This is a genomic window from Nocardiopsis flavescens (assembly GCF_900141985.1).
Taxonomy (GTDB): domain Bacteria; phylum Actinomycetota; class Actinomycetes; order Streptosporangiales; family Streptosporangiaceae; genus Nocardiopsis; species Nocardiopsis flavescens.
This window is the reverse complement of the sequence record NZ_FQZK01000010.1, coordinates 235,233-258,338: the sequence shown is the minus strand read 5'-3', so window position 1 is coordinate 258,338 and position 23,106 is coordinate 235,233. Positions and strand designations below refer to the sequence as shown.

Genomic DNA, 23,106 nt, shown 5'->3' with positions numbered 1-23,106 from the left:
ATGCCGGAGGACCTGTTGAAGTTCGGGATGATTCCGGAGTTCATCGGTCGGTTGCCGGTGATCACGAGTGTGCATGATCTGGATCGTGAGGCGTTGATCCGGATTCTGACGGAGCCGCGCAATGCGTTGGTGAAGCAGTATCAGCGGTTGTTCGAGTTGGACGGTGTGGGGTTGGAGTTCACGCCGGATGCTCTGGAGGCGATCGCTGAGCAGGGGATCATTCGGGGGACGGGTGCGCGTGGGTTGCGGGCGATCATCGAGGAGGTGTTGTTGTCGGTGATGTACGAGGTTCCCTCGCGTGAGGATGTGGGTCGGGTGATCATTTCGCGGGAGACGGTGATCGACAACGTCAATCCCACGATCGTGCCGCGGACCCAGGTCGAGCCCGAGCACCGGGAGAAGTCCGCCTGATCCCGCGCCGCGCGCGCGAGCCGGACGTGTGTGGGGGCGTCCTCCCGAGGGAGGACGCCCCCACACACGTCCGGCGGCTGCCGCCGTGGACCCCGGGTGGCACACCGCCCCGGGGGACCTGCACCGCGTGGTCCCCCCTGGTCGTGCGAGCGCGCCCGCGGGCCGCGGCAGGGCGGACGCCCGTGTACGGCGGGCCCGCCCGAACGACTCCGCGGGCGGTGCCCCGCGGACGGGGAACCACCGCACTGCGGGCGAGGCCGTGGGCCCGGCGGTCAGTCCTCGTTCTCGAGGACGGCCTCCATACGGTCGATCTCGGTGTTCTGCTCCGCGATGAGGTCGTTGGCCATCTTCATCACCGTCTGGTCCCTGCCGTTCTCCAGGACCTCCTCGGCCATGGTCACCGCGCCCCGGTGGTGGGCGGACATCAGCTCCACGAACAGCCGGTCGAACGCGTCGCCGTCGGCCGCCTCCAGCCGGCCCATGTCCTCGTCGGAGACCATGCCGGGCATCTCCCCGTGCTCCACCTGGAGGTCGCAGGCGGGGACCTCGCCCTCCTCGTGGTGGCCCCCGTCCCCCTCCAGGCCGCAGAAGTTCTGGTGGGCGGGGTTCTCCCGGGCCGGGCCGAACACGTGGGTCTCCAGCCAGCCCTCCATGGCGGTGATCTCCGGCCCCTGGGCGGCGGAGATCCGGTCGGCGATGCCGCCGATCCCCTCGCGCCGGTGGCGCTCGGGGGCCAGGTCGGTCATCTCCAGGGCCTGGCCGTGGTGCTCGATCATCTGCACCAGGTAGACCACGTCGGCCTCGTTGTGGCCCTGCTCCTCGGCCAGGGCCGCGATCTGGTCGGCGGTGGCCGGTGACGAGGACTCCCCGGGCGCCCTGGGGGCGATGACGTTCGCCGCCTCCTGCGGCTCGTCCTCCCCGGTGCAGGCCGGGGCTCCCAGGAGCACGAGGGCGGTTCCTGCGGCGAGTACGAGGCGACGCACGGGGTGTCCTCCAAGAACAAGGTGTGGGGCGTACGCCGCCTCCGGCGCCGGGGCCGGGCCGGAGGAGAACGCTCTGCTGGGCTTTCTACTCACTGGCCGGGTGTTTTGTCCACCCTTGAGGGCGTGTCTCCATCGTTTCGTTCACTCGGTGTGTCTCGTGTGTACCTTCTGTCGGATCTGGCATCAGTACATCTCTTGCGGTGTTTCGACTGGTCTGCGGCTTAAGGGAGGCGTAGAACACAAAGTAGGCGATTTATTGCTCTGTGTGTCGGAGGTGGGCCGTGGCCGAGGGGACCGGACGACGGGGAGGGGCGGGCCGCGCCCTCCCGCGCGGGGCGGCGGGAGCCGTCGCGGCCCTGCTGGTCGCGACGACGGCCGCCCCCGGCGGTGGTGCGACCTCGGGGGAGGACGTCTCCGCCGACGGGGTGGTCCGGGTGGGGGGACTGCCCAGGCCCGCGCCGCTGGACCGGGACGGCGCCCACAACACCGACCTGGCGTTCACCGGCGACCACGCCATCGGCGGCAACTACGACGGCTTCGCCGTCTACGACATCTCCGACCCGGAGGACCCGCGGTTGGTGTCCACGGTCGTGTGCCCCGGCGGGCAGGGGGACGTGTCGGTCAGCGGGGACCTGCTGTACTTCTCGGTCGACTACCCGCGTGCGGGAGAGGAGTGCGGTGCCCCGTCGGTGCCGGTGAGCGACCCGGACGGGTTCGAGGGCATCCGGATCTTCGATATCTCGGACAAGGCGAACCCGCAGTACGTGGCGGCGGTGCGCACCGACTGCGGCTCGCACACCAACACCCTGGTCCCGAGCGGGGACGGCGAGAGCGACCTCGTCTACGTCTCCTCGTACTCGCCCTCGGAGGAGTTCCCGAACTGCCGGCCCCCGCACGACAAGATCTCCATCATCGAGGTGCCGCACGACGACCCGGCCTCGGCCGCGGTCGTCAACGAGCCGGTCCTGTTCCCCGACGGCGGGTCCGAGTCCACCACCGGCTGCCACGACATCACGGCCTACCCCGAGCGCGGCATCGCCGCCGCGGCCTGCCTGGGCGACGGGCTGCTGCTGGACATCTCCGACCCGGTGGCGCCGCGGGTGCTGGACCGGGTGCGAAACCCCGATTTCGCCTTCTGGCACTCGGCGACGTTCACCAACGACGCCCGCAACGTGCTGTTCACCGACGAGCTGGGCGGGGGGAGCGCGGCCGTCTGCACGGAGGAGGCCGGGCCCGAACACGGGGCGAACGCGATCTATTCGCTCCATGGTTCCGGGGACCAATCGGAACTCGAATTCAGGAGCTACTACAAACTGCCGCGTCATCAGACCGAAACGGAGAACTGTGTGGCGCACAACGGCTCGCTCATTCCGGTCCCGGGCCAGGACTTCTTCGTCCAGTCCTGGTACCAGGGCGGCGTCTCCGTCATCGACCTGACCGACCCCGACGCCCCGCGCGAGATCGGCCACTTCGACCGCGGTCCGTGGGACCCGCAGGCCCTGCGCGTCGCCGGCTCCTGGTCGGCGTACTACTACAACGGGCACGTCTACTCGTCCGACATCCGGCACGGGATCGACGTCCTGCGGCTCACCGACCCGCGCCTGAAAGCGGCGGAGGGGATGGTTTCGGATGAGTTCAACCCCCAGTCCCAGCCGTCCTTTTCCGGGCAGGGGCACCACCCGTAACACCGGCGCAGAGGGGGGGGAGCGCGCGTTTCCGCGTGCGCTCCCCCCTGCCCCGCACCACCGATCCCGGCAGGAACCTAGGCGCCGCGCGCGGGCGGATCGGGCCGTATGGACAGTGTGTTAAGCGGCGTGTTTCTTTTGTTCCCCCCTATACAGATAGATGTTGAAGTGTGTACTTTTTCCCTGTTCAGCGCCGGACCGAACAGGAGCCCCCATGGCGTCGTCCCCCACCCCACCCCCGTCGCCGCACCCGCGGAGAGCGGCCCTGAGAAAGGGTGCCGTCGCCCTGGCCGGCGCGGCCGCCCTCGCCGCGTCCCTCCTCTCGCCCTCCGCCGCCTCCGCAGACCAGGCCTTCGTCAGCGACGCGGACACCAGCGCCAACGTCACGCACATCGCCAACGTCCCCAAGTCCGAGGCGATGGGCGACTTCAACTCCGACCTGGCCTTCGTCGGCGACTACGCCATCGGCGGCAACTACAACGGCTTCGTCATCTATGACATCTCCGCCCCGGAGGACCCGCGGGTCGTCTCCGAGGTCCTGTGCCCCGGCGGCCAGGGCGACGTGTCGGTCAGCGGCGACCTGCTGTACTTCTCGGTCGACTACACCCGCGCCAGCGACGAGTGCGGCGCCCCGGCGGTGCCCACCACCGACCCGAACGCGTTCGAGGGCATCCGGATCTTCGACATCTCGGACAAGGCGAACCCGCAGTACGTCGCCGCGGTGCGCACCGACTGCGGCTCGCACACCAACACCCTCGTCCCGGGCAAGGACGGCGAGCACGAGTACATCTACGTCTCCTCGTACTCCCCGTCGGCGAGCTTCCCCAACTGCCAGCCCCCGCACGACAAGATCTCCATCATCGAGGTCCCGCTCGACGACCCGGCCTCGGCCGAGGTCGTCGACGCCCCCGTGCTCTTCCCGGACGGCGGCTTCCGCAACACCAGCGGCTGCCACGACATCACCGTCTACGCCGAGCGCGACATCGCCGCGGGCGCCTGCATGGGCGACGGCATCCTCATGGACATCTCCGACCCGGCCGCCCCGGTCGTCACCGACGTCGTCCAGGACTCCAACTTCGCGTTCTGGCACTCGGCGACCTTCACCAACGACGGCGCCACGGTGATGTTCACCGACGAGCTCGGCGGTGGCGGCGGCGCGACCTGCCTGGAGAGCATCGGCTCCGAGCGCGGGGCCAACGCCATCTACACCATCGGCGGCACCGAGGCCGATCCGGAACTGGCCTTCGAGGGCTACTTCAAGATCCCGCGCCTGCAGAGCAGCACCGAGAACTGCGTGGCGCACAACGGCTCGCTCATTCCGGTCCCGGGCCAGGACTTCTTCGTCCAGTCCTGGTACCAGGGCGGCGTCTCCGTCATCGACTTCAACGACCCGGCCGCGCCGCGGGAGATCGGCTACTTCGACCGCTCGCCGATCGACGAGGACCGCCTCGTGCTGGGCGGCTCCTGGTCGGCCTACTACTACAACGGCTACGTCTACTCCTCGGACATCACCCGGGGCCTGGACGTCATCAAGATCACGGACCCGCGGGTCCGCGCCGCCGAGCGCGTCCCGATGGACGAGTTCAACCCCCAGTCGCAGCCGGAGTACCGCCCCGGCCGCCGCTGACCCGCACGCAGTCCCCCCGGCCCCCACCGGGCCGGGCCGGGTGACGTGAGAGGGGCCGCGGCCGTGCACGCCGCGGCCCCTTCGCGTGTCCCCCGTCCACCCCCTAGTGCACAGGAGTCCCGATGCCCGCACCACGCAACAGGAGGGGGTTGCGCGGCGCCGCCGCTCTGGCGGCGACCGCCACGGCCTCCCTGCTCGTGGGTCTGCTCGGCCCGGCGACCGCGTACGCGGACGCTCCCCCCGCCGACTCGATCCACAGCTCCAACATCGAGCACGTCGCGTACGTGCCCAAGCCCGAGACCGTCCGCAACGTCAACTCCGACCTGGCCTTCACCGGCGACTACGCCATCGGCGGCAACTACGACGGCTTCGTCATCTACGACATCTCCGACCCCGAGAACACCTCGGTCCTCACCGAGGTCCTGTGCCCCGGCGGCCAGGGCGACGTGTCGGTCAGCGGGGACCTGCTGTACTTCTCGGTCGACTACCCGCGCGCGGGGGAGGAGTGCGGTGCCCCGTCGGTGCCGGTGAGCGATCCGAACGGGTTCGAGGGCATCCGGATCTTCGACATCTCGGACAAGGCGAACCCGCAGTACGTCGCCGCGGTGCGCACCGACTGCGGCTCGCACACCAACACCCTGGTCCCGAGCGAGGACGGCGAGAGCGACCTCGTCTACGTCTCCTCGTACTCGCCCTCGTCGAACTTCCCCAACTGTCAGCCCCCGCACGACAAGATCTCCATCATCGAGGTGCCGCACGACGACCCGGCCTCGGCCGCGGTCGTCAACGAGCCGGTCCTGTTCCCCGACGGCGGCAACCACGGGCAGCCCGGCCTGCTGCTGCCCACCCAGGGCTGCCACGACATCACCGTCTACGCCGAGCACGACATCGCCGCGGGCGCCTGCATGGGCGACGGCATCCTCATGGACATCTCCGACCCCGTGAACCCGGTCGTGACCGAGGTCGTCCAGGACCCGAACTTCGCGTTCTGGCACTCGGCCACGTTCACCAACGACGCCCGCAACGTGCTGTTCACCGACGAGCTCGGCGGCGGCGGAGCCCCGACGTGCACCGAGGAGATCGGCCCCGAGCGCGGCGCCAACGCCATCTACTCGATCGGCGGCACCGGGGACTCCCCGGAGCTGGACTTCGCCAGCTACCACAAGATCGACCGGCACCAGGGCGACCAGGTGTGCGTGGCGCACAACGGCTCGCTGATCCCGGTCCCGGGCCGGGACTACTTCGTCCAGTCCTGGTACCAGGGCGGCGTGTCCGTCATGGACTTCAACGACCCCGCCGCGCCCGAGGAGATCGCCTTCTTCGACGTGGACTCCCGGGTCGAGGAGGGCGTCCTGGACAACGACACCTGGTCGACGTACTACTACAACGGCTACATCTACTCCAACGACATCACCCGCGGGCTCGACGTCCTGAAGATCACCGACCCGCGCCTGCGGGCGGCCGAGCGGGTCACCTTCGACGAGCTGAACCCGCAGAACCAGGAGAGCTACCGCCCGGGCCGCTAGGCCCGGCCCCCGGCCCTCCCGGCGTCCTTCCGGGAGGGCGACGGGGACCCCGCGGCCCGGCGGGGGAGGTCCGTGCTCCGCGGACCCCTCCCGCCGGGCCCGCGCGGACCCGCGGGCGGCCCGTGGCCCGGCGCGGGGCCGCGCCCCCGGGATCAGCCGAACAGGCGGTCGGTGGGCACGTCCAGAACCCCGGCCATCCGGCCGGTGAAGTAGACGGTGCCCAGGGCCAGCACCCGCCGGCCCAGGGCGGCCACCCGGGAGGGCGTGAGGTCCCCGGCGTCCACCCGCCCCCAGTGCGCGGGCGGGGCGTACTCGAACCTCAGGTGCGCCTCGGGCAGGCGCACCGTGGTGACCGGCAGGTCCCCCAGCACCTCCACCGCCCCCGGGACGTCCTTGTGGTCGGGCAGGCACAGCAGCACGTGGTCCACCCCGCCCCAGACGGCACGCGCGTGCTCCAGCGCCGCAGCCACCCCCACGCGGTCGATCGCCGAGTCCAGGATCGCCTCGGCCCCGGCCGCTCCCGGCACCGGGTGCCGCGACAGCCGGGCGGGCAGCCGCAGGGTGCGCAGCACCGCGTGCAGCCGGACCGGGTCCAGCGGGCCCCGGCCCAGGTGCTCCAGCACGAGGGCGGCCGCGGCCGTGCCCAGCACACCCGACGCGGCCGACAGGCCCGGCGGGCGAAGCTCCGGGGGAGGCTCCGCCCCGGGCGTGCGCGGATCGGCGACCCGGGCCCGCACCCGGCCCCCCGTGGCCTCCTCCAGCGCGGCGTCCACGGCGGCGGCGACCTCCGGGGTCTGCGGCAGCCGCACCAGCGCCCGGGTGCGCCCGCCGGCCACCCGCACCTTCTCCCGGGCGATCTCGGGCACGGTGTCCCCGAGGACCCCCAGGTGCTCGGCGAAGACCGCGCCCAGCGCGACCACCTCCGGGCCGATCAGCCGCAGCTCGTCGCGGTGGCCGCCCATCCCGGCCTCCAGGACGCACACGTCGGCGCCGGTGTCGCGGGCGTGCAGCAGAGCGGCCATGAGGAACAGCCCGCTCGGCGCCAGGTAGCCGCCCGCCTCCACGGGGTCGGGCAGCGCCCGCCGGGCCCGCTCGATCCGCGCGCCCAGGCCCTCCAGCACGGCGTCGGAGACCGAGGCCCCGTCCACCCGCACCCGCTCCCGGTAGGACCGGAAGCTCGGCCCGGTGGCCAGCACGGTCCGCAGCCCCGCCGAGGACAGCGCGGCGGCGGCCGAGGTGGCCGTGGTCCCCTTGCCCTTGGACCCCACCACCCCCAGCACGGGCGGCCGGTCGTCCTCCAGCCCCAGGGAGCGCATCAGCGTCCGGGCGCGCTCCAGGCTGCGGACCGCGCCCGGGGCGCGGCCGGACCACTCGGCGAAGAAAGGGTCAAGGTCGGGCATGCCCCCAGTATGGTCCCGGTGATATCGGGCCCCGGACCCCGTACCCGGAGGTCGCACCCCGTGCGGGCCGCGTACACTGACGCGGTGTGCAACCCGATCCCGACCCCTCCGCAGCCGTGAGCGGGGACAGCGCCCACGCGCGCTACGCCGAAGTGACGGCGCAGATCCTCGCCCGGGCACCCGAGACCGACATCGACCCCCGCCTGGACCGCGTCAGCACCCTGCTGGACCTGCTGGGCGATCCGCACCGGAACTTCCGGGTCATCCACGTCACGGGCACCAACGGCAAGACCTCCACCGCCCGCATGGTCGACGCGCTCATGCGCGCCCGGGGGCTGCGCACGGGCCGCTACACCAGCCCGCACCTGCGCACCGTCCGCGAGCGCATCGTCGTCGACGGGGAGCCGGTCTCCCAGGAGCGGTTCGTCGAGACCTACGACGACATCCGCCCCTACATCGAGATGGCCGACGGGATCGGCGACGCGCCCCTGTCGTTCTTCGAGATCCTGACGGTGATGGCCTACGCGGTCTTCGCCGACACACCCGTGGACGTGGCCGTCGTCGAGGTGGGCATGGGCGGCCGCTGGGACGCCACCAACGTGGTGGACGGCGATGTCGCGGTGGTCACACCCATCGGCATCGACCACACCGAGTACCTGCCGGACACCGTCGAGGGCATCGCCGAGGAGAAGGCGGGCATCATCAAGCCCGACTCCATCGCGGTCCTCGCCCAGCAGCCGGTGGCCGCGGCCGAGGTGCTGCTGCGCAACGCGTCCGAGGTCGGCGCCCGGGTGGCCCGCGAGGGCCTGGAGTTCGGGGTGCTGAACCGCGAGGTCGCCGTGGGCGGCCAGCAGCTCACCCTCAAGGGCCTGACCGGCAGCTATGACAACCTCTTCCTGCCGTTGTTCGGCGCCCACCAGGCGTCCAACGCCGCCGTGGCCGTCGCCGCGGCCGAGGCGTTCGCCGCCGCGGGCGAGGACGCGGACGCGGGGCTGGACCCCGCCCTGGTCGCCGAGGCCCTGGCCGGCGTCGACTCCCCCGGGCGCCTGGAGGTGGTGCGCACCAGCCCCACCGTCATCGCGGACGCCGCGCACAACCCGGCCGGAACGGCCGCGACGGTCGCCGCGGTGGAGGAGTCCTTCTCCTTCTCCCGCCTGGTGGGCGTCGTCGCGATCATGGCCGACAAGGATGTCGAGGGGATCCTGGATCCCCTGGAACCGTTGCTCGACGAGATCGTCGTCACCCGCAACTCCTCTCCCCGCTCCCTCGACCCGGAGACCCTGGCCGCCCTCGCGGTGCGGATCTTCGGCGAGGACCGCGTCCACGTGGCGCCCCGACTCGACGACGCGATCGACCTGGCCGTGGGCCGGGCCGAGGAGGACGGCGAGTTCGGCGGCTCGGGGGTGCTCGTCACCGGCTCGGTGGTCACCGCGGGCGACGCGGTCCACCTGCTGCGGGGCGCGGGGGAGTAGCGGGCCGCCGCTCTCATGACGAAGGGAAATCCCACCGTGCGTGTCGTCTGCGCCGTAGTGCTGGTCTTCGAGGTCATCGTCATCGGCCTCTTCATCCCCGTGGCCGTGACCCTGGCGGGCATGGACCCCGCCGTGGCCGGGGGCCTGTGGGGCTCCATGGCCCTCGCCGCCCTGGTCCTGGCCGGGCTCCAGAAGTACCGCTGGGCCCACTACGCGGCCTGGGCGCTCCAGGCCGCGTTCCTGTTCACCTCGTTCATGCTCCCGGGGGGCATGCTGGTCGCCGTGGTCTTCGTGTCCCTGTGGGCGACCGGCGTGGTCCTGGGCCGCAGGACCGACGAGATGAAGGCCGCCCACCGGGCCCGGGCCGAGGCCGAGGCCGCCCAGGGGGCCCAGACCTCCGCCGGTGCCTCACCGGAGTCCTGAACGCGATAGTGTGACGCACGTTTCCGCGTGCACAGACGCCGTGGGCGTCCGTGCCCCCGTGCGCCACGCGGAGTCCAGTGAGGAGCTGAATCGCACGTGGAACGCACTCTCGTTCTCATCAAGCCGGACGGTGTCCGCCGCGGCATCGTCGGCGAGGTCGTCTCGCGGATCGAGCGCAAGGGCCTGAAGATCGTCGCGCTGGAAATGCGCACGCTCGACACCGACACCGCCAAGACCCACTACGAGGAGCACGCCGAGAAGCCGTTCTTCGGCTCCCTCGTCGAGTTCATCACCGGCGGCCCGCTGGTGGCCCTGGTGGTCGAGGGCGGGCGCGCGATCGAGGCGTTCCGCGCGCTGGCCGGCGCGACCGACCCGGTCACCGCCGCCCCCGGCACCATCCGCGGCGACTTCGCCCTGGAGGTGCAGCAGAACATCGTGCACGGGTCGGACTCCACCTACTCCGCCGAGCGCGAGATCAAGCTGTTCTTCCCCGACCTGGGCTGAGCCCGGTCGCGAGGACCCACGGCTGAAGGGCCGCCCCCCGGGGGGCGGCCCTTCAGCGCGTCCGGGGGCCGATCGCGCCGAACCCCGGACGCGGTGCGGGCACCGCGGCTACGCTGTGCCTTCCGGCCCCCGGCGCCGTCCGAAACCCCCGCGCCCCGGGGTGCGGCGCGGGCGGCGCGCCCCGCGGCCCCGCCGTCCCGGGACCCGGCCCGGACTCTCGGCCGACGCGGGACCGCGTCGGCCCGGTGCGACCGGTGCGCGCTGCCGACCTGGGGCGACGCGCCGAGCGTCCGCCGTGTCGCCGTCGAAACGGCCTGTCGTTCCTGCGATCGCGCGCCGAGGGCCCGGGGACGCGACAACAATTCGGTGTGTTTGCGTAACCAGGTAAGTGCTGACCGTTACGATACGGGGGACTGGATACCTATCGTGCCGGAACGACTACGTATGGTCGCCCCGTGCAACCACGTCCGACACGGCGCCTCTGAGGACGTTACATGCCGAACAACCTTGCTTTTCTCGGCCGCGACATGGCCGTCGACCTGGGGACCGCCAACACGCTCGTGTACGTGCGTGGCCGCGGCATCGTCCTGAACGAACCCTCGGTCGTCGCCCTCAACACCTCGACCGGCAAGATCGTCGCCGTGGGCATCGAGGCCAAGCAGATGATCGGCCGCACCCCGACCAACATCACCGCCATCCGCCCGCTCAAGGACGGCGTCATCGCCGACTTCGAGATCACCGAGCGGATGCTGCGCTACTTCATCCAGAAGATCCACCGCCGCCGCCACTTCGCCAAGCCCCGCATCATCGTCGCCGTGCCCAGCGGCATCACGTCCGTGGAGCACCGCGCGGTCAAGGAGGCCGGCTACCAGGCCGGCGCGCGCCGCGTCTACATCATCGAGGAGCCCATGGCCGCCGCCATCGGCGCCGGGCTCCCCGTCCACGAGCCCACCGGCAACATGGTCGTCGACATCGGCGGCGGCACCACCGAGGTCGCGGTCATCTCCATGGGCGGGATCGTCACCTCCCAGTCCATCCGGGTCGGCGGCGACGAGCTCGACCAGGCCATCATGACCTTCGTCAAGAAGGAGTACTCCCTGATGATCGGGGAGCGCACCGCCGAGGAGCTCAAGATCGCCATCGGCTCGGCCTACCCGACCGGTGCGGAGGAGCTCCACGCCGAGGTGCGCGGACGCGACCTCATCAGCGGCCTGCCCAAGACCGTCGTCATGTCCGAGTCCGACGTGCGCCAGGCCGTCGAGGAGCCGGTCACCGCCATCATCGACGCGGTCCGCACCAGCCTCGACAAGTGCCCGCCCGAGCTGTCCGGCGACATCATGGACCGCGGTATCGCCGTCACCGGCGGCGGCGCGCTGCTGCGCGGCCTCGACGAGCGGCTCCTGCACGAGACCGGGATGCCCATCCACGTCGCCGAGAACGCGCTGGACTCGGTCGCCGTCGGCTCCGGCACCTGCGTGGAGAACTACGAGCGCCTCCACCAGGTCCTCGTCCCCGAGCGGCGGCGCTGATGCTGCGCGACAGCCCGAGGTCGCGGGTCACCCTGGCCGTGCTGGTCGCGCTGGCGGTGGTCCTGCTGGTCCTGGACGGGCGCTCCGGCCACAACCCGGTCACCGCCGCGGCCCGCGCGGGCGGCGAACTCGTTTTCGTGCCCGCCGCCGCGGCCGCGGGGTACGCCGCCGCCCCGCTGTCGGGCCTCTACGACACCGTGCGGCGGGCGCCCGGGGCCTCCGAGCGCATCGCCGAGCTGGAGGCCGCCAACGCCGAGCTGAAGGGCGAGCTGCACGCCGCCCGCCTCGACGAGGGCCGCGCCGAGAACCTCGACGAACTCCTGCACCTGTCCGGCCTGGGCGGCTACGAGATCGTGCCCGCCCAGGCGGTCACCCGCACCACGCCGCGCGGCTACGCCGACGTCGCCACCATCGACGCCGGCACCGAGTCCGGGGTGCGCGCCGACATGACCGTGGTCAACGGCCAGGGCCTGGTCGGCCGCGTCATCGACGCCGGGCCGCGCACCGCCACCGTCCTGCTCGCCACCGACGTCACCTCGGCGGTCGGGGCGCGCCTGGAGTCCACCCGCAAGATCGGCGTCGTCACCGGCGGCACCGTCCCCGGGGGGCCCGAGGCCGACCTCACCCTGGAGCTGTTCGACATGGAGGCCCCGGTGGAGGCCGGGGACCGGCTGGTCACCCTCGGCTCGCACGAGGGGGCGCCGTTCGTCCCCGGGGTGCCCATCGGCACCGTCGAGGAGGTCCAGGTCGCCCCGGGCGCGCTCAGCCGCCTCGGCGTGCTGGCCCCCGCGGTCGACTTCGCCTCCCTGGACCTGGTCGGCGTCGTCGTCGCCGGCCCGGCCGAGGACCCCAGGGACTCCGTGCTCCCGCCCAAGCCCGACGCACCCGAGAGGGAGAAGTAGCCATGAGGTCCGCCGTGACCCTGCTCTCGGTGGCCGTGGTCGTGCTCGTCCAGGCGGTGGTCGTCAACCGGCTCCCGTTCGGCGCGCTCTCCGACGGCGGCCCCGGACCCGACCTGGCGGTGGCCGCCGTCGTGGCCCTGGCCCTGACCACCGGACCCGCGACCGCCGCGGGCTGGGGGTTCGGCGTCGGCCTGGCCCTGGACGTGCTGCCCCCGGCCGACCACGCGATCGGCCGCTACGCCCTGGTCCTGTGCCTGGCCGGATACCTGGTGTCCCTGATCCACCGCAACACCGGTGCGCCCGGCGGCATCGGCGCGCGCACCTCCCGGTGGTTCGCCCTGGGAGCGGTGCTGCTCGCCGCGCTCGGCGTGGGCGTCGCCTACGCCGCGCTGGGCGTGCTCATGGGCGACCCGCGCGCGGGCCTGTCCGACATCGCGGTCGCCGTGGGCCTGGGCGCCGGGCTCACCGTGCTGGCCGCGCCGCTGGTGACACTGCCCCTGCTGTGGCTGCGCGAGTCCCTGTCGGACCACGAGTTCGCCACCGTCCAGGGGCCGATGTCCCCCGGGGGGTGGTGACCGTGTACCGGCCCCCGTTCGACCCGCACCCGCCCGGCCCCCGCCTGGGACGCACCGGCCTGGTCCTCGCGCAGGTCCTCGTCGTCGCGCTGTTCGCGGCGCTGGGCGTGCGCCTGTGGTACCTCCAGGTCCCGATGGCCGACCACTACCGGGAACTGGCCGTCGCCAACCACCACCAGCGGCTCGTGGTGCCCGCCACGCGCGGCCAGATCCTCGACGCCACCGGCCGCCCCATGGTCTCCAACCGCACCGAGCTCGTCGTCTCCGCCGACTACCACGAGCTCCTGGGCATGGACGACGGCGGACAACGGGTGCTGTCGGACCTCTCCGGGGTGCTCGACGTGCCCGTGGAGGAGCTCCAGCAGCGCATGCGCCTGTGCGGGCCCGAGGTGGAGCGGCCCTGCTGGCCCGGATCGCCCTACCAGCCCGTCACCCTGGCCGAGGACATCGACCCGTCCGTCGCCCTCCAGATCATGGAGAGCTCCGACGACTTCCCCGGCGTCACCGCGCAGGCCCAGGCCGTCCGGGAGTACCCCAACGGCGCCCGGGCCGGGCAGATCCTCGGCTACCTCCAGCCCGTCACCCAGGAGGAGCTGGAGGCGCGCGAGGAGCTGCGCACCCAGTTCACCGGCATCGACCAGGTCGGCCGCGACGGGCTGGAGGCGATCTACGACGCCGAGCTGCGCGGCACCGCGGGCGTGCGCACCCTCGGCGTGAACAACCACGGCGAGGTCATGGACGTCATCTCCGACCAGCAGCCCGAGGCAGGGATGCACATCGTCACCCACCTCGACATGGGCGTGCAGAAGATCGTCGAGGAGGCGCTGGCCGAGGGCATGGAGGCGGCCCGGCCCCGCTACCGGGCCGACTCCGGCGCCGCCATCGTCATGGACGTGCGCAACGGCGGCATCGTCGCCATGGCCAGCCTGCCCACCTACGACCCCGCCATCTGGCAGGGCGGCATCGACCAGCGCAAGTTCGACGAGCTGCTCAGCGCCGAGGCGGGGGAGCCGCTGCTCTCCCGGGCGGTCCAGGGGCAGTACCCGCCCGGCTCCACGTTCAAGGTGTCGTCGCTGTCCGCCGCCGTCGAGAACGGCTACTCGCTGCGCAGCACCTACGCCTGCCCCGGGTCGGTCAACATCGCCGGGCAGAACTACGAGAACTACGCGGGCGGCGGCCACGGCACCCTGAGCCTGCACCAGGCCATCGTCGTCTCCTGCAACACCATCTTCTACAACTTCGGCTACCAGCTGTGGGTGAAGGACGGCGGCCTCGAACCGGAGGGCGAGCCCCGGGAGGCCATGGCCGAGATGGCCCGCGGCTACGGGTTCGGCGCCCCCACGGGCATCGACCTGCCCTACGAGACGAGCGGGCGCATCCCCGACCGCGAGTGGAAGCGCACCTTCTGGGAGGAGACCCGGGAGAACAACTGCCGCCGCGGCGAGGAGGGGTACCCCGACATCGCCAAGACCGACCCGTCCCATGCCTCCTACCTCAAGCTCCTGGCGTACGAGCAGTGCGTGGAGGGGTTCCAGTGGCGGGCCAACGAGGCGGTCAACTTCGCCATCGGCCAGGGCGACGTGCTCGTCAGCCCGCTCCAGCTCGTCCGCGCCTACGCCGCCATCGCCAACGGGGGCACCCTGTACGAGCCGCGCGTGGCCCGGGCGCTGGTGTCCGCCGACGGCGAGGTCGTGCGCGAGATCGAGCCGGTCGTGGCCGGGCGGGTGCCGGTCGGGGACGAGACCATCGCATACCTCCAGGACGCCCTGGAGGAGGTCACCAAGACCGGTACCGGCGGCGGCGCCTTCGGCGACTTCCCGCAGGACGAGGTGTCCATCGCCGGCAAGACCGGTAGCGCCGACGCGCAGAACCGGCAGGTGTCGTCCTGGTTCGTGTCCTACGCGCCCGCGGACGACCCGCGGTTCGCCGTCGTCGTGTTCGTCTCCCAGGGCGGTACCGGCGGTGTGACCTCCGCGCCCATCGCCAGGAAGATCTACGAGGGCATCTACGGGTTCGGCGACCGGGGCGGGCCCGCCCTGCCCGGCGGCGAGCCCCGCGCGGACCTGCCCGTGGTGCGCCCCGACGGCTCCATCGACCCTCTGGACCGGTGACCCATGACCGTACACGCCCCGCGCGGGCTCGACCTGGGCCGCACCGCGGAGACCGCCGTCGGCGCCGCCCGCAGGCTGGACTGGGTCCTGGTGCTGGCGGTGGCCGCGCTGTGCGCGATCGGCTGCCTGCTGGTGTGGTCCGCCACCCAGCCCGGAGACGGCGGGGACCCGTTCCAGTCCACCGAGCACCTGCGCAAGCACCTCGCCCACCTGGCCGTGGGCTGGACGGTGTGCCTGGTCGTGGCCGCCGTCGACCACCGGACCGTCCGCGCGTACGCGCCCATCGTCTACGTCGTCACCGTGGTCGCCCTGATCCTGGTGCTGACGCCGCTGGGCGCCGTCATCAACGGCTCGCGCGGGTGGATCGTGGTGGGCGGCTTCCAGTTCCAGCCCAGCGAGCTGGCCAAGGTGGGCCTCATCCTGGTGCTCGCCACCCTGCTGGGGGAGCCCCGCGACGGCGAGACCCGGCCGATGACCCGGGACGTGCTGTTCTGCCTGCTGGCGCTGGCGGTGCCGCTGGCCCTGGTCATGCTCCAGCCCGACCTGGGCACCACCCTGGTGCTGGGAGCGCTCTTCCTGGGCATGCTGACGCTCTCCGGGGCGCCCGTGTTCTGGGTCGCCGGGATGCTGCTGGCCGGGGCCGCGGCGGGGTTCTGCGTGTGGTGGTTCGACATGCTGGAGCCCTACCAGCTCGACCGCATCGCCACCCTGGTCGACCCGTCGGCCGACCCTCAGGGCGCCGGCTACAACTCCAACCAGGCGCTGATCGCCGTCGGCTCGGGCGGGTTCGACGGGGCGGGCCTGTTCCACGGGGAGCAGACGCACGGCCGCTTCGTGCCCGAGCAGCACACCGACTTCATCTTCACGGTCGCCGGGGAGGAGCTGGGATTCGTCGGGGCCGGTCTGGTCATCGGCCTGTTCGCGGTGATCCTGTGGCGCATCCTGCGCATCGCCCAGGGCTGCGACCAGCCCTACCCGCGCCTGCTGTGCGTGGGGGTGGCGACCTGGTTCGGGTTCCAGACCTTCATCAACATCGGCATGGGGCTGGGCATCGTCCCGGTGACCGGCCTGCCGCTGCCGTTCGTCTCCTACGGCGGAACGGCGCTGCTGGCCAACCTCCTGGCGCTGGGGCTGGTCCTCGGGGTGAACTCGCGGGACCGGGGTTTCGAGTAGGGGCCTGTGGAAAACCCGGGGCGGGCGCGGCGTCGCCGGTAGCCTGAAAAGGCAGATCCGTCACCGTCCGTCGATCGAAAGTCCAGGACCATGACCGTCGACAGCCTGTTCCCGCGACTGGAGCCCCTGCTCGCCCGGGTGGCAAAGCCCATCCAGTACGTGGGCGGTGAGCTCAACTCCGTCGTCAAGGACTGGGACGACACCCGGGTGCGCTGGGCGCTGATGTACCCCGACGCCTACGAGGTGGGGGCGCCCAACCAGGGCGTCCAGATCCTGTACGAGATCCTCAACGAGCGCGAGGGCGTGCTGGCCGAGCGCGCGTACGCGGTGTGGCCCGACATGGAGGCCCTGCTGCGCGAGCACGGGGTGCCGCACTTCACCGTGGACGGGCACCGGCCGCTGGGCGCCTTCGACCTGGTCGGCGTCAGCTTCGCCAGCGAGATGGGCTACACCAACCTGCTCACCGCGCTCGACCTGGCCGGGGTCCCGCTGCACTCCCGGGACCGCCGGGAGGGGCACCCGATCGTGCTGGCCGGCGGGCACTCGGCGTTCAACCCCGAGCCGGTCGCCGACTTCCTGGACGCGGTGGTGCTGGGTGACGGCGAGGAGATCACCCTGGGCGTCACCGAGATCGTCCGCGAGTTCAAGGACGAGGGGGAGCCGGGCGGCCGCGACGGGCTGCTGCTGCGGCTGGCCGCCACCGGCGGGGTGTACGTGCCCCGGTTCTACGAGGTGGCCTACCACGCGGACGGCCGCATCGCCGGGTACACGCCGGACCGGCCCGGGGTGCCCGAGACGGTCCACAAGCACACGGTCATGGACCTGGACCGGTGGCCCTACCCCAAGAAGCCGATCGTGCCCACCGCGGAGACGGTGCACGAGCGCTACAGCGTGGAGATCTTCCGCGGCTGCACCCGCGGCTGCCGGTTCTGCCAGGCCGGGATGATCACCCGGCCGGTGCGCGAGCGCAACAAGGAGACCGTCACCTCCATGGTCCGCGAGGGGGTGAAGAACTCCGGCTTCCAGGAGGTCGGCCTGCTGTCGCTGTCCAGCGCCGACCACAGCCAGATCAAGGACATCGCCAAGGAGCTGGCCGACGGCTACGAGGGCACCAACACCGGCCTGTCCCTGCCCTCCACCCGGGTCGACGCGTTCAACATCGACCTGGCGGAGGAGCTCACCCGCAACGGCCGCCGCTCCGGGCTGACCTTCGCGCCGGAGGGCGGCAGCGAGCGGATGCGCCGGGTCATCAACAAGATGGTCACCGAGGAGGACCTCATCCGCACCGTCACCGCCGCGTACGCGGCCGGCTGGCGGCAGGTCAAGCTGTACTTCATGTGCGGGCTGCCCACCGAGGAGGACGAGGACGTGCTGGCCATCGCGGACCTGGCCACCGAGGTCATCCGCACCGGCCGGGAGGTCACCGGGCGCCGGGACATCCGCTGCACGGTGTCCATCGGCGGGTTCGTGCCCAAGCCCCAGACGCCGTTCCAGTGGGCGGGCCAGACCTCGCACGAGGTGGTGGACGCCCGGCTGCGCAAGCTCCGGGACCGGCTGCGCGCGGACCGCGCCTACGGCAAGTCCATCGGGCTGCGCTACCACGAGGGGCGGCCGTCCATCGTGGAGGGCCTGCTGTCCCGGGGCGACCGCCGGGTGGGCCGGGTCATCGAGGAGGCCTGGCGCGCGGGCGGGCGGTTCGACGGCTGGAGCGAGCACTTCTCCTACGACCGGTGGACGAAGGCCGCCGAGACCGCCTTGGCGGATCTCCCGGTGGACGTGGACTGGTACACCACCCGCGACCGGGACGAGGACGAGGTGCTGCCCTGGGACCACCTGGACGCCGGGCTGGACCGCTCCTGGCTGTGGCAGGACTGGCAGGACGCCCAGTACGGGGAGGAGTCGCTGGAGGTGGACGACTGCCGCTGGAACCCCTGCTACGACTGCGGGGTGTGCCCCAGCATGGGCACCGAGATCCAGATCAACGCCCCGGCGGAGGGACGCCCCATGCTCCCGCTGACCATCGTCTGACGCCGGCCCCCTCCGCCGCCCGCGGGGGCGGGCGGGGCCGTGCCGGCGGCCGGACAGGGGTGTCTCCGGAGTGGATGGAGTAGGATGCCCGCTCCGGGCGCCGCCTGTGCGGCGGTCCTCGACCCTGTGAAGGGGAGCGCCCGGGGGAGAAGGTGTACGGCCCGGCGCCCCGCTCGCGCCGGGCCGTACGTGTAATAGGACTCGCGGCCCCGGCGGGGGGTTGCCAAGGCCGCGGAATTTTCTTTGGATTTTTTTTCCGGGCCCCCGCGTTCCGGTGGTGAACGACCGTTCGGCGCGCGCCCGGCCCCGCCTCTTCCGGCGCCGAGTTCCCTCGGGACTTTTCGAGCGCAGGTCAGTGGGGCAGATACCGGGTGCGTGGTCCTGCTCGGACGCGCGTGCGACGGAGCACCCCCCGGTTCGCCGGTCCAGGTGCACCGCCGCGCACCGTACGCTGAACAGGACGAGGAACAGCCCCTCGCCGGTCGCCCCGCGGCCGCACGAGGGGCCATGAGGAAAGGAGTTGAGCTGCCCCCCGCACCCGAGGGCACCACTTCACCCTCCACCGCCGTGCCCGGCCAACGCCTCCGCGTCCGCTACGCCAAACGCGGGCGCATGAGGTTCGCCAGTCACCGGGACATCGCCCGGGCACTGGAACGCGCCCTGCGCAGGGCGGACGTGCCGGTCGCCTTCTCCGCCGGTTTCTCGCCCCACCCGAAGGTCTCCTACACCGGTGCGGCCCCCACAGGGGTCGCCAGCGAGGCGGAGTACCTCGAACTCACCCTCGCCCAGAGGCGGGAACCCGCCCGGGTGGGGGCCGACATCGACGCGGCCATGCCGGACGGCATCGACGTGGTCGAGGTGGTCGAGGCCCGTGCTCCGGGCCTGGCCGAACGGCTCCAGGCCTCCGCGTGGCGGGTGGAACTGGGCGGGTTCGGCCCCGGTGAGGCGGAGAGCGCCGTGCGGGCCTACCTGGCGGCCGAGACCGTCGAGGTGGAGCGGATGACCAAGAAGGGCCGCCGCCGCTTCGACACCCGGCCGGCGGTGGTCGGCATCGACGTGTGTCGTGGACCCGGGCGCGCCCCGGGTGAGCAGGACACCACATATGCCATACTTCGGATGGTCGTACGGCACACGACACCTGCTGTACGACCGGACGACGTGCTGACCGGCCTCCGCCATGCGGCCGACCTCGCGCCGCCGTCATCGGTGATGATGACCCGGCTGGCGCAGGGGCCGCTGGACGAGACGACAGGTGCGATCGCTGACCCGCTCGCCGTGGACCGGAACGACTCCGGAACGGCGGACGCTGCCGAGGAGCGGGGCGACAGCGCACCACAGCCGTCGGCGCCCATGACGGGTCCGCGCTGATGCGCGGTCCCGAAGCGGGGAACATGGGCGCCACCACAGGACTTTGCCCCGACGGCACGGCACGTGCCGTCGGCGCTGACACTGCGACGACAGTTCTCGTGAGCCGCGCCGCCGACCGAGAGGTCGCGGCGCGCCCGGGGACTTTGACGGGAGACCGCCCGGATGCTCGACAACGAGCCCAGCAACGGTGCAGACGACACCGTGGGTACAACTGAAACAACCGAAACGAGGGCGGCGATGCCCCCCGTGGGGGGTGGCGAGGTACGGGTCACCACACCCGCGCGCGCCAAGGGCGTGCGCCGCGCCGCCGGACCGCCCCCCGAGCCCGACGACGTCTTCTCCCCTCCGGCCAGGCCCGTGACCACGCGCGCGGGCTCCGGCGAGGGCGGCACGGTCAAGGTCAGCTCCGCCACCACCGTGCGGCGACGCACGGTGCGGGTCGAGGACCGGCCGGTGGCGGCTCCGGCGTCCCCGCCGGCCGCCGCCGACCCCGGACCCGGGGCCGAGACGGCCGGGAGCGCCCCTGAGAAGGCCGCGCCCGAGAAGAAGACCCGCACGCGCCGCACCCGCGCGGCCGCCGCGGAGGCCGCCCCGGCCCCCGAGCCCGCCGCCGTGCCCGCCGAGGCCGAGCCGGAGCCGCGCACCCGCGCGCGCCGCTCGCGCACGCGGGCCGCCGCGGTCGAGACCGCGCCCGAGACCGCCGCCGTCTCCGGGACCGGGGAGGAGCCGGAGGAGGACGCGCCGTCCGGCGGCGTCTTCCAGGCCCCCTCGATGCTCTTCCAGCCCCCCGTGGCGGCCGTGGCGCCGCCCGCCCCCGCCCCCGCGGAGGCCGAGGACGAAGCGGACGAGGACGAGGACGACGAGGCGGCCGGGGACGAGTCCGCGGACGCGGAGGAGACCGGCGCGGAGGACTCCTCCGACGACAGGCCCAGCCGCCGGCGCCGCCGCCGGGGCGGCCGCGGCCGCGGCCGCTCGCGCTCCGGTGACGAGGCCGACGACGCGGAGGCCGCCGACGAGCCCGAGGAGGCCGCGGACAAGGCCGACGCCGAGGACGCGTCCGACTCCGCCGAGGACGACGACCGCGCCGGCAGCCGGCGCCGTCGCCGCCGGCGCCGCCGCTCCGGCGGCGGGGGCGGCGAGGGCACCCCCGACGACCCGCCCAACACCGTGGTCCGGGTCCGCGAGCCGCGGCCCGACCGGCCCATCTCGGACGAGGTCACGGCCGTGCGCGGGTCCACCCGCCTGGAGGCCAAGAAGCAGCGCCGCCGCGAGGGCCGCGAGCAGGGCCGCCGCCGCGCGCCGATCGTGACCGAGTCGGAGTTCCTGGCCCGCCGCGAGGCGGTCAAGCGCGACCTGGTCATCCGCCGCACCGGGGACCGCACCCAGATCGCCGTCCTCGAGGACGACATCCTCGTCGAGCACTACGTCGACCGCGCCACCCACCGCTCCTACGTGGGCAACGTGTACCTGGGCCGGGTCCAGAACGTGCTGCCGTCGATGGAGGCCGCGTTCGTCGACATCGGCAAGGGCCGCAACGCCGTGCTGTACGCCGGCGAGGTCAACTGGGACTCCTTCGGCCTGGACGGCCAGCCCAAGCGCATCGAGTCGGTGCTCAAGTCCGGCCAGTCGGTCCTGGTGCAGGTCACCAAGGACCCGGTCGGCCACAAGGGCGCCCGCCTGACCAGCCAGATCAGCCTGCCCGGCCGCTACCTGGTGTACGTGCCGCACGGCTCCATGACGGGCATCAGCCGCAAGCTCCCCGACAAGGAGCGCGCGCGCCTCAAGCAGATCCTCAAGAAGGTCATGCCCTCCGGCGCGGGCGTCATCGTCCGCACCGCCGCCGAGGGGGCCAGCGAGGAGGAGCTGGAGCGCGACATCTCCCGCCTGGCCAACCAGTGGGAGTCCATCAGGCGCAAGTCCAGGTCCGCCAACGCCCCGGCCCTGCTCAACAGCGAGCCCGACCTGACCATCCGGGTCGTGCGGGACGTCTTCAACGAGGACTTCTCCAGCCTGGTGGTCTCCGGCGACGAGGCGTGGGACACGGTGCACGACTACGTCGAGCACGTGGCGCCCAACCTCTCCGAGCGCTCCTCCCACTGGGGCGAGGACCGCGACGTCTTCGCCGCCTACCGGATCGACGAGCAGATCAACAAGGCACTGGAGCGCAAGGTCTGGCTGCCCAGCGGCGGCTCGCTCATCATCGACCGCACCGAGGCCATGACGGTCGTCGACGTCAACACCGGCAAGTTCACCGGCCAGGGCGGGAACCTCGAGGAGACCGTCACCAAGAACAACCTGGAGGCGGCCGAGGAGATCGTCCGCCAGCTCCGGCTGCGCGACATCGGCGGCATCATCGTCATCGACTTCATCGACATGGTCCTGGAGTCCAACCGCGACCTGGTGCTGCGGCGGATGCTGGAGTGCCTGTCCCGGGACCGCACCAAGCACCAGGTGGCCGAGGTCACCTCGCTGGGCCTGGTGCAGATGACCCGCAAGCGGGTCGGCCAGGGCCTGCTGGAGGCCTTCTCCCACACCTGCGAGCACTGCAGCGGGCGCGGCCTGATCCTGGCCACCGAGCCGGTGGAGGGCAAGGGCGGCTCCGCCGGCGGCAACGGCGGCGGACGCAAGAAGAAGAAGGGCGACAAGGGCAAGGGCGAGTCCGAGCAGGCCGAGGTGCAGGACACCGCGGCCGAGGAGCCCGAGCCCGCCGAGCCGCAGGCCCCGGCCGCCGAGGAGCCCGCCGAGCCCGCGGCCAAGGCCGACAAGAAGTCCGAGAAGTCCGAGAAGAAGCCCGTCAGGGGCAAGAAGGCCGACGACGCCGACGCGGCGGACAAGGCCGAGCCCAAGCGGACCCGCAAGCGCGCCTCGCGCTCGCGCAAGGCCGCGGAGGCCGTCGAGGAGTCGGCCGAGCCCGTGGCCGAGGAGCCCGTCCGGGAGCCGAAGGACGCCGACCCGGCGCCCGAGGAGCCCGCGGCCGCCCCGGCGGCCGAGGACGGGGAGCAGGCCGAGGAGGCCCCCGCCCCGCGCCGCACCCGGCGCACCGCGACCCGCCGGACCGCCCGTGCGGCCGCCGAGGCCGCGGGGGAGCCGGAGGCCGCGACCGAGACCACCGCACCGGCGGAGGGCGACGAGGAGGCCGCGGAGCGGCCCAAGCGTCGCCGCACCCGGCGTACCAAGGCGGCGGCCTCGACCACCGCCGTGGACGCCGGCTGAGCCGGAGCGGGACGCGGGCCCGGTCCGGGCCGGGGGTTCGCCCCCGGCCCGGACCACCGCGCGTGTGCAGGCCCGTGGCGGGTCGGTGGTAATCTGATGGACGGTGCGTCGGCGCGCTCCCTGTGATCGCGCGCCCCGACACCAAGTGCTCTCCACGCAGGGTTTGTTTCCCTCGG

General features: G+C 72.6%; 16 protein-coding genes and 1 pseudogene. 15 read left to right on the top strand and 2 right to left on the bottom strand.

The annotated features are described in order from the left end of the window. A pseudogene (locus tag BUE45_RS17985) lies at positions 1 to 411 on the top strand (ATP-dependent Clp protease ATP-binding subunit ClpX); the annotation flags it as partial. Between the two features lie 272 nt (positions 412 to 683). Here the strand turns inward: BUE45_RS17985 and BUE45_RS17980 are convergent. Continuing rightward, positions 684 to 1,394, bottom strand: coding sequence for a DUF305 domain-containing protein (locus tag BUE45_RS17980; protein WP_073380496.1), 711 nt, complete (start codon positions 1,392 to 1,394; stop codon positions 684 to 686). 425 nt (positions 1,395 to 1,819) lie between these two features. On the opposite strand from BUE45_RS17980, the gene BUE45_RS17975 reads away from it, so the two are divergent. The 3 genes from BUE45_RS17975 (at position 1,820) to BUE45_RS17965 (ending at position 6,232) form a co-directional block, all read left to right on the top strand. Then, complete coding sequence (locus BUE45_RS17975) at positions 1,820 to 3,079, top strand: LVIVD repeat-containing protein (RefSeq protein ID WP_245833332.1); 1,260 nt, start codon at positions 1,820 to 1,822, stop codon at positions 3,077 to 3,079. A gap of 214 nt (positions 3,080 to 3,293) precedes the next feature. Beyond that, positions 3,294 to 4,706 carry an LVIVD repeat-containing protein gene (locus BUE45_RS17970; protein WP_073380494.1) on the top strand — a complete coding sequence of 471 codons (1,413 nt, stop codon included), beginning with the start codon at positions 3,294 to 3,296 and terminating at the stop codon, positions 4,704 to 4,706. A 122-nt stretch (positions 4,707 to 4,828) separates the two neighbouring features. Then, positions 4,829 to 6,232 (top strand): LVIVD repeat-containing protein, encoded by a 1,404-nt coding sequence (locus tag BUE45_RS17965; RefSeq protein WP_073380493.1) that lies wholly within the window; start codon positions 4,829 to 4,831, stop codon positions 6,230 to 6,232. 152 nt (positions 6,233 to 6,384) lie between these two features. On the opposite strand, the gene BUE45_RS17960 is transcribed toward BUE45_RS17965, so the two are convergent. Further along, positions 6,385 to 7,632: a folylpolyglutamate synthase/dihydrofolate synthase family protein gene (locus tag BUE45_RS17960; protein ID WP_073380492.1), complete on the bottom strand. Its 1,248-nt coding sequence runs from the start codon at positions 7,630 to 7,632 to the stop codon at positions 6,385 to 6,387. 116 nt (positions 7,633 to 7,748) lie between these two features. On the opposite strand from BUE45_RS17960, the gene BUE45_RS17955 reads away from it, so the two are divergent. The 11 genes from BUE45_RS17955 to BUE45_RS17905 all read left to right on the top strand — a co-directional run bounded on the left by BUE45_RS17955 (position 7,749) and on the right by BUE45_RS17905 (position 22,930). Beyond that, positions 7,749 to 9,104, top strand: coding sequence for a bifunctional folylpolyglutamate synthase/dihydrofolate synthase (locus BUE45_RS17955; protein WP_073380491.1), 1,356 nt, complete (start codon positions 7,749 to 7,751; stop codon positions 9,102 to 9,104). Positions 9,105 to 9,140: 36 nt separating this feature from the next. Then, complete coding sequence (locus tag BUE45_RS17950; protein ID WP_073380490.1) at positions 9,141 to 9,527, top strand: DUF4233 domain-containing protein; 387 nt, start codon at positions 9,141 to 9,143, stop codon at positions 9,525 to 9,527. Between the two features lie 96 nt (positions 9,528 to 9,623). After that, positions 9,624 to 10,031 carry a nucleoside-diphosphate kinase gene (ndk, locus tag BUE45_RS17945; protein WP_073380489.1) on the top strand — a complete coding sequence of 136 codons (408 nt, stop codon included), beginning with the start codon at positions 9,624 to 9,626 and terminating at the stop codon, positions 10,029 to 10,031. Positions 10,032 to 10,525: 494 nt separating this feature from the next. Continuing rightward, the gene (gene mreB / locus BUE45_RS17940; RefSeq protein WP_073380488.1) at positions 10,526 to 11,560 is read left to right on the top strand and encodes a rod shape-determining protein; all 1,035 of its coding nucleotides are present in this window, start codon (positions 10,526 to 10,528) and stop codon (positions 11,558 to 11,560) included. Continuing rightward, on the top strand, positions 11,560 to 12,462 hold the full coding sequence (gene mreC, locus BUE45_RS17935) for a rod shape-determining protein MreC (protein ID WP_073380487.1): 903 nt from the start codon (positions 11,560 to 11,562) through the stop codon (positions 12,460 to 12,462). The genes mreB and mreC overlap by 1 nt, the downstream gene beginning before the upstream one ends. 2 nt (positions 12,463 to 12,464) lie before the next feature. Continuing rightward, positions 12,465 to 13,037: a rod shape-determining protein MreD gene (mreD, locus tag BUE45_RS17930; protein ID WP_073380486.1), complete on the top strand. Its 573-nt coding sequence runs from the start codon at positions 12,465 to 12,467 to the stop codon at positions 13,035 to 13,037. Between the two features lie 2 nt (positions 13,038 to 13,039). After that, positions 13,040 to 15,148 (top strand): penicillin-binding protein 2, encoded by a 2,109-nt coding sequence (mrdA, locus tag BUE45_RS17925; RefSeq protein WP_073380518.1) that lies wholly within the window; start codon positions 13,040 to 13,042, stop codon positions 15,146 to 15,148. Positions 15,149 to 15,151: 3 nt separating this feature from the next. Beyond that, a complete protein-coding gene (gene rodA / locus BUE45_RS17920; RefSeq protein ID WP_073380485.1) occupies positions 15,152 to 16,321 on the top strand; it encodes a rod shape-determining protein RodA in 1,170 nt (389 codons plus the stop codon). 90 nt (positions 16,322 to 16,411) lie between these two features. Beyond that, a complete protein-coding gene (locus BUE45_RS17915; RefSeq protein WP_073380484.1) occupies positions 16,412 to 18,349 on the top strand; it encodes a TIGR03960 family B12-binding radical SAM protein in 1,938 nt (645 codons plus the stop codon). A 612-nt stretch (positions 18,350 to 18,961) separates the two neighbouring features. Continuing rightward, on the top strand, positions 18,962 to 19,717 hold the full coding sequence (locus tag BUE45_RS17910; protein WP_245833331.1) for a TIGR03936 family radical SAM-associated protein: 756 nt from the start codon (positions 18,962 to 18,964) through the stop codon (positions 19,715 to 19,717). A 162-nt stretch (positions 19,718 to 19,879) separates the two neighbouring features. Further along, a complete protein-coding gene (locus BUE45_RS17905; RefSeq protein ID WP_073380482.1) occupies positions 19,880 to 22,930 on the top strand; it encodes an Rne/Rng family ribonuclease in 3,051 nt (1,016 codons plus the stop codon). Positions 22,931 to 23,106: the final 176 nt, after the last annotated feature.